The 12,624-nt window shown below is 38.1% G+C and carries 10 protein-coding genes and 1 pseudogene; 2 read left to right on the forward strand and 9 right to left on the reverse strand.

The features are described from left to right. The first annotated feature begins 123 nt into the window (after positions 1-123). Both ABZ559_RS10770 and ABZ559_RS10775 read left to right on the forward strand, forming a co-directional pair. Positions 124-971, forward strand: a protein-coding gene (locus tag ABZ559_RS10770; protein WP_367006365.1) for an IS630 family transposase whose coding sequence is annotated in 2 segments (ribosomal slippage) — positions 124-427 and positions 427-971 — 849 coding nt in all. Because the reading frame shifts where the segments join, the coding sequence is not laid out codon by codon here. 350 nt (positions 972-1,321) lie between these two features. Continuing rightward, on the forward strand, positions 1,322-2,524 hold the full coding sequence (locus ABZ559_RS10775; protein ID WP_367006366.1) for an IS110 family transposase: 1,203 nt from the start codon (positions 1,322-1,324) through the stop codon (positions 2,522-2,524). A gap of 472 nt (positions 2,525-2,996) precedes the next feature. Here ABZ559_RS10775 and ABZ559_RS10780 read toward each other — a convergent pair whose 3' ends face one another. From ABZ559_RS10780 to ABZ559_RS10820, 9 genes and pseudogenes are all read right to left on the reverse strand, one after another. Then, positions 2,997-3,254, reverse strand: coding sequence for a DUF896 family protein (locus ABZ559_RS10780; protein WP_018376329.1), 258 nt, complete (start codon positions 3,252-3,254; stop codon positions 2,997-2,999). Positions 3,255-3,288: 34 nt separating this feature from the next. Then, the gene (gene glyS / locus ABZ559_RS10785) at positions 3,289-5,325 is read right to left on the reverse strand and encodes a glycine--tRNA ligase subunit beta (protein WP_367006368.1); all 2,037 of its coding nucleotides are present in this window, start codon (positions 5,323-5,325) and stop codon (positions 3,289-3,291) included. Positions 5,326-5,608: 283 nt separating this feature from the next. Beyond that, a complete protein-coding gene (gene glyQ, locus ABZ559_RS10790; RefSeq protein ID WP_367006369.1) occupies positions 5,609-6,526 on the reverse strand; it encodes a glycine--tRNA ligase subunit alpha in 918 nt (305 codons plus the stop codon). Between the two features lie 96 nt (positions 6,527-6,622). After that, positions 6,623-6,994: a GFA family protein gene (locus tag ABZ559_RS10795; RefSeq protein WP_367006370.1), complete on the reverse strand. Its 372-nt coding sequence runs from the start codon at positions 6,992-6,994 to the stop codon at positions 6,623-6,625. Further along, positions 6,988-7,167 carry a hypothetical protein gene (locus ABZ559_RS10800; protein ID WP_367006372.1) on the reverse strand — a complete coding sequence of 60 codons (180 nt, stop codon included), beginning with the start codon at positions 7,165-7,167 and terminating at the stop codon, positions 6,988-6,990. The genes ABZ559_RS10795 and ABZ559_RS10800 overlap by 7 nt, the downstream gene beginning before the upstream one ends. Before the next feature lie 303 nt (positions 7,168-7,470). Continuing rightward, positions 7,471-8,925, reverse strand: a complete 1,455-nt coding sequence (gene gltX, locus ABZ559_RS10805) for a glutamate--tRNA ligase (RefSeq protein WP_367006373.1) — start codon at positions 8,923-8,925, stop codon at positions 7,471-7,473. A 334-nt stretch (positions 8,926-9,259) separates the two neighbouring features. Beyond that, a pseudogene (locus tag ABZ559_RS10810) lies at positions 9,260-9,931 on the reverse strand (IS30 family transposase); the annotation flags it as partial. A gap of 29 nt (positions 9,932-9,960) precedes the next feature. Next, complete coding sequence (locus ABZ559_RS10815) at positions 9,961-11,529, reverse strand: ABC transporter ATP-binding protein (protein WP_367006374.1); 1,569 nt, start codon at positions 11,527-11,529, stop codon at positions 9,961-9,963. Then, a complete protein-coding gene (locus ABZ559_RS10820; protein ID WP_367006375.1) occupies positions 11,504-12,622 on the reverse strand; it encodes a hypothetical protein in 1,119 nt (372 codons plus the stop codon). Before ABZ559_RS10820 ends, ABZ559_RS10815 begins: the two co-directional genes overlap by 26 nt. Positions 12,623-12,624: the final 2 nt, after the last annotated feature.

The following is a 12,624-nucleotide window of genomic DNA, read 5'->3' on the forward strand; positions in this document are numbered from 1 at the left end:
TAACCAGTTAAGTAAAATTATAGCACTGCTTTTTTTCTTGTCAAGAAAAAATTAACAATCAATACAACTCTAAAGTATAGTAAAATGAAACAAAAACAGTACATTTTGTGATATAATGTATTTATGGCATATTCATTAGATTTTCGTAAAAAAGTTCTCGCATACTGTGAGAAAACCGGCAGTATTACTGAAGCATCTGTTGTTTTCGATATTTCACGCAACACCATCTATCAATGGCTAAAATTAATGGAGACTACTGGCGAACTTCATCACCAAGTTAAGGGAACCAAACCAAGAAAAATTGATAGAGAAAAATTAAAGAACTATCTTGAAGCTCATCCAGATGCTTTTTTGACTGAAATAGCTTCTGAATTTGGCTGTCATCCAACAGCTATTCATTACGCTCTCAAAGCTATGGGATATACTCGAAAAAAAAGAGCTGTACCTACTATGAACAAGACCCTGAAAAAGTAGATCTGTTCCTTAAAGAGTTTAATAACTTAAGCCACCTGACTCCTGTTTATATTGACGAGACAGGGTTTGAGACCTATTTTCATCGAGAATATGGTCGCTCTTTGAAAGGTCAGTTAATAAAAGGTCGGGTCTCTGGAAGAAGATTCCAGCGGCTATCTTTGGTTGCAGGTCTCATCAATGGTGAGCTTATAGCCCCGATGACATACAAAGATACTATGACTAGTGACTTTTTCGAGGCTTGGTTCAAAACATTCTTACTCCCCACTTTAGATAAACCAGCTGTTATCATTATGGACAATGCAAGGTTTCATAGGATGAGTAAGCTAAAAGAGTTATGCAAGGAGCAGGGGCATAGACTTTTACCACTTCCTCCTTACTCACCTGAGTATAATCCCATTGAGAAAACATGGGCTCAAATCAAAAAACACCTCAGAAAAGTATTGCCAAATTGCGATACTTTTCTTGAGGCACTTTTGTCCTGCTCTTGTTTCAATTAACTATAATTGGAAGTGGGAAAGACATCCACGATGGCTTGCCCAGCCTCAATGAAAATTATTTTTTCTCTAAAACCTTGATAGGCTTGAAAAATGGTAGAAAAACATACTAAGATTAGTAGTGAGGAAATCTCCGACGGGAGAGAGTACTCACTACTTTTTTCATTCTCAAGATGATAAAGTAGAGGTGTCTTGTTAAGTCGTGGGGCTTTTTGACGCTAGACGTCGCAACAAAAACTGGCAAGACACCTGTTTTAGAAAGAATGTTATCAAAGTATGTGGGACGCCAGACGTCGAGTATTGAAAATGACATCTCTAAAACAAGGAATCATTCAAGACAAAGAGGTAATATCATGCGTGCAGTTTTTGGGATTGATGTGAGTAAAGTAAGTTCAGAAGTGGCCATTCTAGTCAACGGCGAGAAGGTTCATGGCTATACCATGCCCAATGATGCCATTGGCTTTGCTCGGCTACTTGGCGATTTGAAAACCGTCCACAAGCCAGAAATCATCTTTGAAGCAACAGGCGTCTATTCTCGTCGTCTTCAAGCTTTTCTGGATGAACATGGCTACGCTTACACACGGCTCAATCCCTTAGAAGCCAAGAAGCAACTGGATAGCTTGCGTGTGCGGAAAACAGATCAAATTGACGCTGAAAAACTGGCTCAGTCCCAGTTTGTGCTGAATCGTAAACCGACCTATGTCCAAGAAGAAGTCTATCAAGACTTGCGGGATCTCAGCCGTTTCTATCAGAATCTGACTGAGGACATTGTTCGGGCTAAAAATCGTCTACACAAGGTCTTACAGGTCACTTTCCCAGAGTTGGAGACTATCTTATCAACGCCAACTGGGGAACAATACTGGAACTTAGTTACTGCGTTTCCTTGCAAGGACTTCGTGCTTGAGTTAAGCAAGGATGAACTCTCAAAGAGCATCCGTCAGTCCACCTCAAAACGTATTTCGGACAAGCGTGTGGCTTACTTAGCAGAGAAGCTGACAGCACTAGCTAATCAATCTTATTGTGCCGTTAAGAAAACCTCTCCAATGCTGGAAGAGGTGCGTTACTATGCAAAAGAATTGCTTAGACTTTCTGAACAGAGACAGGCAGTCTTAGACCAGATGGTGGAAATAGCTCAACCTTTACCAGAGTATGACATTCTGCTTTCTATTCCTGGTATCGCTGAGACGACTGCAACAAGTATTATTGGTGAACTGGGAGATATTCGCCGTTTTCAGTCTGCCAATCAAATCAATGCCTTTATCGGTATTGACCTGAGACACTATGAATCTGGAAACTTCATCGCTAAGGAACACATTACCAAGCGTGGCAACCCCTACGCTAGAAAGATTCTGTTCAAATGCATTCACAATATCGCTTCAGCTAGTCACACCAATCCTTGCCATATTGCAGACTTTTATGAGAAACGAAAAAGGCAATCGCAAACGACTTCAACCAAGCCACACACGATTGCCTCCATACACCGTCTCATTCGGACAATGTATTACCTCATTACGCATAATAAGCTTTACGATTATACTTCTACCCAAAATCGGTAAAACTGTTTATGCCATATTATTGTAACACCTTATTTCAAAAATCACAAAATAAGGTGTTGGTTTTGTATACACTTTTTATGTAAATCTTTAGTGTAAAGTAAGGTCACTTCCCTATTTTGATGACTGTATGAAAATTATTTTTTCTCTAAAACCTTGATAGGCTTGACAAATGGTAGAAAAAAGCCCCCCGAATAGTCAATATTCAAGGGGCATTAAGCTTAGATCTTAGAAACAGTATTCACAGTTCAGCACTTCCATCTAAGGCCAGTTTTTAAGATGCTCATCGTTATTTTCAAAATACAGTCAGTATTCCCTCAAAAAACTGCCTTGATTAGCGAAAAACTATCTCTTATCTAAAAGCACTTCACTTGCGAATACTGGGTCTTATTTTGACAGCGATAAGTTATCCGCCGAATGAATGCGTGCTAATAACTTTGAAAAAAGGAGCTAGCTGTCTTTCTTTTCGTCAAAACTACGAATTTGGATCATCAAGACTACGTCCATGCAGACCTTTTTCACGTTGTAGTTGACGAAGTTTTTCAGGAGTGATGTCATTACCTTCTTCATCAACAATTTTTATTCCTGCAATGTGATGACGAACCGAACGACGATAACCTTCGATATATTCTTCACGGAGTTGGGCTTGTTCAACCTTTTCCTCTGGGGTCAAACCTACCGTTTTTTTCTTTTTAGCAAGCTCGTTAATACGAGCAATTTTTTTAGGTTCCATTTTACAACTCCTTTCTTTGTTTATTATTTGAGATTTACTTGGTATTCAGTTTATTAAAAGCTGCAACAGTCTTAGCCTTGTTGGTCAGGGTTGCGAGAATGACTAAGCGATTATTCTTCACAGCATCATCTTCCACCATGACCATAGTATTGTCAAAGAAGTCATCAATGACTGGACTTAGCGCAAATAGCTGAGCAAGTTTGTCACTGGCTGTTCCTGATAAGACTAAAGCTTCTGCAGCCTGTGCGAGAGCTTTTTCGGCTTCATTTTCAAAGAGTCTGCTGTCCACCTGGCTAGTAACGCCAGCTTTTTCACCAAGATTAAAGACACGAGAAAGGGACTCGACTGCTGGTTTGTAAACATCAGTCTTGCTAGCCTCTACTAAGCTTTCTGCGACAGCAAGCATGTCTGGAACAACAAAAGTCGCACCTGCAAGGACAGCTTCCTTGATATCTTTAGGCGTCTTACCCATCATCTTGTCAACACGCGCCTTGATAAAGTTCATCACATCAGCCTTATGGTCATACGTCAGGCTATCAAAGCTAAGGGCATAGATGTTATCCACCAGTTCATCCATTGGGATATTCCAACCAAAGGCGTCAAGAATACGAACAATCCCTTGAGTGGCACGGCGAAGGGCGTATGGATCGTTTGAACCGCTTGGAATCAAGCCTACTGAGAAGAATGAGAAGAGAGTGTCCAGTTTATCAGCCAAGGCCAAAACCGCACCCACTTTTGTTTCTGGCAAATCACCATCAGCCGAGTTTGGTAAGTAATGTTCGCGGATAGCTGTAGCTACTGCAGCATTTTCACCTGCCAAGAGAGCATATTTTTCACCCATGATTCCTTGCAACTCATCAAATTCTCCGACCATACCTGTCAAGAGGTCAAATTTGTAAATTTGAGCAGCGCGATCAAGGGCGGACGCTTCATCAACAGAAAGTCCAGCCTTGTCTGATAAATATTTGGCGATGATACGGCTGCGGTTCATGTGTTCCGAGAGTGAACCAATCTTTTCATGGAAGGTCACATGGTCTAATTTAGCCACCAAGTCAGAAATCTTAAGTTTTTGGTCTTCACGCCAGAAAAACTCACCATCTTCAAGGCGGGCAACCAGAACCTTTTCATTTCCCTTGATGACATTTTCGATGTGTTCTGCGTTACCATTACGGACCGAGATGAAGTTTGGTTTTAGCTGACCTGCTAAATCACGGACAACGAAATAACGTTGGTGATTTTTCATGGAGGTTACCAGAACTTCTTCTGGCACTTCAAGGTACTTGGTGTCAAAAAAGCCCATGAAAGCTGTTGGGTATTCGACTAGGTTGAGGACTTCATTGAGAAGCTCTGCGTCAATTTCAACGCTAACGTTTTGGTTTTTTTCGATATCCTTGATTTGGTCAACGATGAGCGCTTCACGTTCTTTGGCATCTGCGATAACAAAGACGCTGCGCAAGTCGTCTTCATAACTATCTGCGCTAGCAATTTCCACCTCATGACCGAGAAAACGATGTCCGCGGCTAATGCGGTCAGAATGAATATCCAAAAATTCCATATCTAATGCTTCATCACCAAGGAGTACGGTCAAGGTATGGACAGGGCGGATATACTCAAATGTATTGCTAGCCCAGTGCATACTGACTGGAAAAGTCATGCTTGCAAGAACTTCTGGAATCCCTCCTAGAACTTCACGAGCTGGTTTACCCGCCTCATGCTTAGTCACATAAACGTACTCTTCGCCTTTGATTTCGCGGAATTCGATGTCATCAACCGTCAAACCTTTACCACGGACAAACCCTTGCGCTGCCTTTGTAAAATTGCCATCAGCGTCCAAGGCGATTTTCTTAGAAGGCCCCTTGAAGTCTTCGGTCAAATCTGTTTGTTGGTCTGCAAGTCCAAGTACACGCACAGCTAAACGGCGTGGGGTTGAAAAAGTTTGAATGCCATCAAAAGTCAAACGATTGTCTGTCAAAAAGGCAGCCATTTTGTCCCCCAGTTGTTTTTCACTCGGTGTGACAACGTAGGCTGGTAGTTCTTCAAGTCCTAACTCTACTAATAAGTTTTTTGTCATGTTTTTCTCCAAAAATGATTTTTCTTTGGTACTTTTCTGATGTGATGCGGACAGCAGCAAACCTTCGGTTTCATACCTAACTTTCGAACTTAAAGTCTCGAAAATCCCGACATTCATTAAAAATCAATCACTTAATGAACGTTTCACCACCGCGAAAAGTATCGTTTAGGGCGACCTACTGTCGCTAAATCCTATCACTCATAAATTATCAGCTCACTTTGCTGACACTTAATTGCTCTTCGCACTTTTCAAGCTCAGGTTAAGATAGCCCACTGGGCTACCATTACTCAGCCTCTTCTGCCAATAATTTCGCCCGTGTTGCTTTATCAAGTAATGGATAGCCTAGCTTTTTACGCTCTGCGACGAAAGTTTTGGCAACTACGCGCGCTAAATTCCGAATACGAGCAATATAGCCGGCACGCTCCGTCACCGAAACGGCACCACGCGCATCAAGCAAGTTGAAAGTGTGTGAACATTTGAGTACGTAATCATAAGCTGGGTGAACCAAGCCTTCTTCCAGAGCACGACCTGCTTCTTTTTCAAACTTTTCGAAGTTTTCAAGTAGCATGTCTTGGTCTGAAATTTCAAAAGAGTATTTTGAGTGTTCATATTCGGGCTGGAGGAAGATTTCTCCATATTTGACCCCTGGTGCCCATTCAATATCATAAACAGAATCCACTTCTTGGATATACGATGCCAAACGTTCTAAACCATAAGTTACCTCAGAAGTGACCGGACCTGTTGCTAGACCACCGACCTGTTGGAAATAAGTAAATTGGGTGATTTCCATACCGTCAAGCCAAACTTCCCAACCAAGACCAGCTGATCCAGTTGATGGATTTTCCCAGTTATCTTCAACAAAACGGATGTCGTGTTCCAAGGGATTGATACCCAATTTTTCCAAAGACTCAAGGTAAAGTTCTTGGATATTTGATGGGGAAGGCTTCATTACCACTTGGAATTGGTGGTGTTGGTAAAGACGGTTCGGATTTTCCCCATAACGACCATCCGCAGGACGACGCGAAGGCTCTACATAAGCCGCATTCCATGGCTCAGGACCAATGGCACGCAAGAAAGTGTAGGGACTCATAGTTCCCGCACCTTTTTCATTATCATAAGCCTGCATAAGCATGCAGCCCTTATCATTCCAAAATTGTTGCAAAGTTAAAATAATTTCTTGAAATGTTAATTTTTTTGACATAATTGCCCTTCTTTCTATGTGTATTTGTTTGTTTTGAGATTCCATTCTTAAAAACGCTCAAAGGCTCGAGATAGCCCTTAGCTTATCAGACACTCATCAATCGCTTAACCAACTAAATTGGTCATCTTCAAAAATATGTCGTTTAGGCACAACACTTAAATTCTGGCTAGAATGATCAATCGTTCCCATTTTTAGTGTCATCATATTTGGAAGCGTCTCTTGAAGATGGAAAAGCTGACTGTGGCAGATCTGACAATAAAATCGCTTTTTCCCTGGAGATGAGCTATAGCTCACCAATCGATCATCACCAGCTAAGAGAGTAACATTGTCTTGATGAACTCTTGCATTAACAGAAAAGGCAGAGTCTGTTGCTTTTCGACAAAAAGAACAATGGCACAGTATCAATTCAGTGATGTCTTCCTCCACTCGATAGCTAATCGCCCGACATAAACAACTTCCGTCTAGCATATTCTCACATCCTTGTCATTAATACTGGGGACAATCTCTTCAAAGACTGCTCCAGATTGGATATCTACAGTATTTTCCACCATGCTCAAGGCTTTAAAATAAGCAATCAGCTTGGGGAAATCATATCCTGTAAACTGCTCGTGACCTCGATTGATAGCTTCTAAGGTAAACATTGCTCTCCTTTCTTGATAACAACCTTTCACCCTTTAGTAAAAAACAAAAAGAACCACATTCTCTTCCCTTGTCCGCAGACATAGGGGCGTTGAGAACGCGGTTCCACCCTAATTTATTACTTCATTTATTCGTCATTATTAACTTGGCTAACACCAAGAGAAAGCGCCAGCTTCTTATCTTGTTTCACCTGACTTGCACTCTCTCAGGCTCGCTACAGAAACGCCACAAGACTTTCTTTCTTGACAAGTATTATAGCAGAAATCATCCAACTTGTCTAATAATTTTCGAGGTGAAATTAGTCCTTACAGTTTTTTCAACATATTATCAATATGCTCAATTGATTTTTCACGTCCAAGCAGGAAGATGGTGTCTGGTAACTCTGGACCATGCATTTCACCTGAAACAGCGATACGGATTGGCATGAAGAGGTTTTTTCCTTTGATGCCTGTTTCTTTTTGAACAGCTTTGATTTGTGGGAAGATGTTTTCTGATTTAAACTCTTCATCAGACATAGCTTCCAATTTTGCCTTGAAGGCTTCAAGCACCGTTGGCACGGTTTCACCAGCCATGACTTCGCGCTCTGCCTCGGTCAATTCTGGGAAATCAGCAAAGAAAAGGTCTGTCAATGGTAAGATTTCATCAGCTGATTTTAATTGTGGTTTGTAAAGCTCCACCAATTTTTCAGCTTTATCTGTCAAACGCCCTGCATCTTTCAAGAATGGTTTGCAAAGTGCAAAAACAGTATCAAAATCCGCATTTTTCAGGTATTCATTGCTCATCCAGTCCATTTTCTTTTGGTCAAAGGCAGCTGGAGATTTGCTGAGGCGGTTTTCATCAAAGAGTTTAATGAGTTCGTCACGGCTGAAGATTTCTTCCTCTCCACCCGGGTTCCATCCAAGAAGGGCAATAAAGTTGAAAACTGCTTCCGACAAATAGCCCTTTTTACGGTAGTCTTCGATAAATTGAAGCGTGTTGGTATCACGTTTGGACAATTTTTTCCCTGTCTCAGAGTTGATGATAAGGGTCATGTGACCAAATTCTGGAGCTTCCCAACCAAGTGCTTCATAAACCATAAGCTGTTTTGGTGTGTTGGCAATATGATCATCTCCACGAATAACGTGAGAAATTTGCATATCGTGATCATCAATGACAACGGCAAAGTTGTAAGTTGGGTAACCGTCTTTCTTCTGGATGACCCAATCCCCACCAATGTTGCCACCTTCAAATTCGATGTCACCCTTAACCATATCCGTCCACTTGTAAATACCTGCCTCATTGACTTTCAAGCGAACAGTAGGCACAATACCAGCTGCTTCACGTTCTGCAATATAAGCTGCTTTTTCCTCTTCTGTCATGCCAAGAAATTCATTGATATAACGTGGTGTTTCACCGGCTGCTTCTTGGCGTTCACGTTCCGTTGCCAATTCTTCTTCGGTAACGTATGATTTATAAGCTTTGCCTTCTGCTAAAAGCTGGTCAATGTATTTTTGGTACAAAGGCAAACGTTCTGATTGACGATAGTTTTCATGTGTTTCCGGACTTTCGTCCCAATCCATCCCCAACCAACGCAAGTTTTCGAGCTGAGAACGTTCCCCATCCTCGACATGACGCTTACGGTCAGTATCTTCTATACGGATAATGAAGGTTCCACCGTGATGACGAGCGTAGAGATAGTTGAAGAGCGCAGTACGCGCATTTCCAATGTGTAAAAGTCCCGTTGGACTTGGTGCATAACGCACACGAATGTCTTTAGCCAATGCTTTTCTCCTTGAATACTTAAGTCTATTCGCAGAACCTGTATTCACAGTTCAACCCTTCTATCTAAGGCTAGCTTTTGAGCTACTCATCGTTAGTTTTTTTTAAATACTGTCAGTATTCTCTCAAAACTGCCTTGATTAGCGAAAAACTATCTCTTATCTATAAGCACTTCACCTGTGAATATAAGTTCTTAGTTCTAGCGACTTCAGTCGCCAATCATTCCTATTATAGCATTAAATTTAAAAAAATAAAGCTGACATGTCAGCTTTTATGATAAGTTACCAGTTACCAGTTATCAGCTTTTAGCTTTGGATTCCAAATTTCAAGTTGAAGTTAGCCATTTTGTAAAAACTCTCTAGGAGATTTGTAATCTAGTATTTTCTTTGGATAGTTATTAATCCAATTTTCAATGAATGCGACTTGTTGTTGAGTCGCATTTTTGCTTCCCTTTGGTAACCAACGATGGATGAGTCTATTATGATTTTCATTGGTTCCCCTTTCCCAAGAAGAATACGGGTGAGCATAATAAATATGCTCAGGGTCAAAAACATCTGCTAAGCGACTAAATTCTGTACCATTATCCGCCGTAATAGAATGAATTTGGTAGCCTTTCAGAATCGTGCTCAAGGCCTGATTAACCAACTCAGCCGACTTGTCAGGGATGAGACGAATGATTTGATAACGACTCTTTCTATCGGTTAATGTCAGTAAGCACTCATTTTGAGCTCGTGTCTGAATGACGGTATCAATTTCAAAATCACCGATATTCTCACGCTTATTGATACTCTCTGGACGTTCCTCAATAGACTTTCCAGCAGATTTAAAGTCAGGACTAGCTTGCTTCTTCTTAGCTTTCACTTTTCGGGGATAAAGCATGTCAACCTCGGTTAGGCCTAGATGACCGTTGTGAATCCAATAATAGATGGTTGAAATAGGGACGTTAATACCTTTTGCCTTGACCATCATTTCAGGAGAGTATTTCTGATTCATATAGTGAACAATCTTTAGATGATTGGATTGAAGGCTACATTTTATTATGCTAATTTAATTATTTGATCAAAGTATTTTTCTCTTTCTGAACTAAGGTGATGTGTTACGGTAATATAGGTAATATCAGGATTTTTTAAAAGATTATTTTCAATAAAATCAGAATTAGTCTTATCAAGATTGGCTGTAGCTTCATCCATAATAATAATTTTACTACCTTTTAATAATGCTCTTGCAATACCAATTCTTTGTTTTTGACCTTCTGAAAGTAGATCATTAGATACCTTTTCCTTTAAACGCCCCAGTAAGTCTAGTAAATTTACATCTTTCAAAGCTTTTTTTATTTCATTTTGTGTAATGTCTTGAGACCACAGAGTTAAATTATTTTCAAGTGTGTCATTGTAAATATGTGTAGAATTACTAATATATGCGACTTGAGAAACAATGGAATTTTCATCAATTTCTTTTAACTCTAAATTGTTGTATTTTACATGACCAGTATAATTCTGGAGATTTCCTAAGATAATATTTATCAATGTTGACTTTCCACTTCCAGATTCACCAATAATAGCATATTTTTTATTTTTTATTAAGTTGATATTGAATTTAGAGAAGATTTTCTTATTACCAAAATTGTATTCTAAATCGCAAATATCAATGTTCTCAATATTATTTACTATTTTTTTCTCAGTATTTTTAGAAGAAATCTCAAATTTTAAAAATAAAGGTTTAACAGAATGAATTGCCACTTGTAGTTGATTAAGTGTTGTTAATGAATTAAAAATATTACCTGAAATTTGTCCCACAGAAGATATAGAACCAATTGAAACTTGTCCTAAAGTGATAAGTAAACCTGTCAAGAAAAGAATTGACATTTGTGCAATAATAGAAAATATAGACATGATTATCTCTATCCTAGTACTGTTTTGAGTAAAGTTTACTTTTTGTGTCATATAGTTTCTAATTATTTTTGTGATCTGAATTAATAGAGTAGGTTTTTTATTCGAATAATAAAGTGTTTTGTATCCTGATAATTGATCATTTAATCCAGATACGAGCTCTTCGTTTGCAGTTGAAAAAATTGACATAAAATTTTGCATTTTCGTAGCAAATGGTTTAGGAAGGTATGTAAGACAAATTGTTAATAGTATAGTTAAAACTACAATTCTAATATCATAACTTAAAAGAGCAATAATAGAAAAGAGGGAGGTGAATAATGTAGAAAATAGATTGTATAAATTTGAAAAGCCACTATTTTCGATGATTTGAATATCATTATTTAATATGGAGATATGATCTCCGATAGTTTTGCTTTGGAATGTATGGAAAGGAGAATTAGTTATGTTTTTAATATAATCGGAACGAATTTTTAGAGACATTTCTTGTATTAACTTAGCTTGATGAATAGTAATGATATAAGTAAATACAAGATAGAGAAGGTAGAGTGATATTTCAATTCCCAACCAAATAAGGAAGAGTTTAAAATTACCTGCGACTAATTGATTGGTCATAAATGCTAAGGTAACAGAAGCACCTACAAGAAATGCAGAATTACAAGCAATGAGAAATATATGCAATAAATTTTTAAATTTAAATTGTAAGATGTATTTTTTCATAATTTTTTTCCTTATTTTGTACCTTGCTTATCAAAGAGATAAGAGTTTCAAAAAAATAGAATTGGCCTAACATGCCATGAGAATAGCTATTTTTTATTTCATCACGTATTGGATCAATTAATATAAATTTACCATTTTTTTCTATTGAGTAATCACAAATGTGATTACTGATATTAATACTAGTCTGTAAATAATGCATTTTATCGAAATAGCGATATAACCAGGCATTCGCAAGCCCGAGTCCGGCTAATCCATTATATAGTGATGTACTTTTTGCATAGGGATGTTCTACTCCATTACCTAGCTTTTTAATAAAAGCATCATATTCTGTAGTTTGTTCAGAAATACTAAATTTTATTAATTCAATAATTAAACCTGAGTTTCCATCTACTAGATACGGCGAAAGATAGTCTTCAATAATTAGATAGGGAACATCTTTTTCGTATTTGATGTTATTAGAAATAATAGATTTTACTAGCTTCCTAAATAAATTAGGATTTTTTAGTTTTGAGTTTAAAATGGTTAGTAGACGATATTTTTCTTTGTATTCCAGATTTTTAAAAAAGTTTTCAGATAACATGTCGTCAGATAAATTTTCTTGTGATTCATCTAGTAAAATTCTTGCTAACTGAGAATCTAAATCACTTCCTTGAATATCTTTTACTGTTAATTTTTCAGATGGAGTAAGTCCTAATTGATTTATTGCTAGATAGTTATCTACTTTTTCACACCAAGATTTACCTTCTATAGAAATTGTAGAATTAGTTACCAGAGTATTTAACAGTTGATCTCGTTTATGTATGAGTTTTTCCAAATCCATTCCTAGTTTGATAAAGTTAATAAAAAACATTTGATTGTTCCTTTCTAGCTTAAAGTCTTTCATAAATTTATTTAATAGTTGTGAAGGGAAGTTCATCTCTAAACACATCTTTGTAAATAGCTTTAAAGTCTCTGTTCCAGTTTGATCAAATTTTAAAAGTGAACTTGCATTGGTTAGTAGATTGATGATACAGTACCACAATTTGACTATATCTTTATGTTCAAATTTTGCATATATTGTTTTTGGATAGCAGCTATTTGTAGTTGCTATCAACG

This window comes from Streptococcus sp. ZY19097 (assembly GCF_040731245.1).
In the GTDB taxonomy this organism is placed as follows: domain Bacteria; phylum Bacillota; class Bacilli; order Lactobacillales; family Streptococcaceae; genus Streptococcus; species Streptococcus orisratti.

Bases quoted from the DNA above. Each gene is read 5' to 3' on its own strand.
- ABZ559_RS10775 (WP_367006366.1), top strand. From the start codon at position 1,322: ATGCGTGCAGTTTTTGGGATTGATGTGAGTAAAGTAAGTTCAGAAGTG.
- ABZ559_RS10780 (WP_018376329.1), bottom strand. From the start codon at position 3,254: ATGGAACCTAAAAAAATTGCTCGTATTAACGAGCTTGCTAAAAAGAAA.
- glyS (WP_367006368.1), bottom strand. From the start codon at position 5,325: ATGACAAAAAACTTATTAGTAGAGTTAGGACTTGAAGAACTACCAGCC.
- glyQ (WP_367006369.1), bottom strand. From the start codon at position 6,526: ATGTCAAAAAAATTAACATTTCAAGAAATTATTTTAACTTTGCAACAA.
- ABZ559_RS10795 (WP_367006370.1), bottom strand. From the start codon at position 6,994: ATGCTAGACGGAAGTTGTTTATGTCGGGCGATTAGCTATCGAGTGGAG.
- ABZ559_RS10800 (WP_367006372.1), bottom strand. From the start codon at position 7,167: ATGTTTACCTTAGAAGCTATCAATCGAGGTCACGAGCAGTTTACAGGA.
- ABZ559_RS10815 (WP_367006374.1), bottom strand. From the start codon at position 11,529: ATGAAAAAATACATCTTACAATTTAAATTTAAAAATTTATTGCATATA.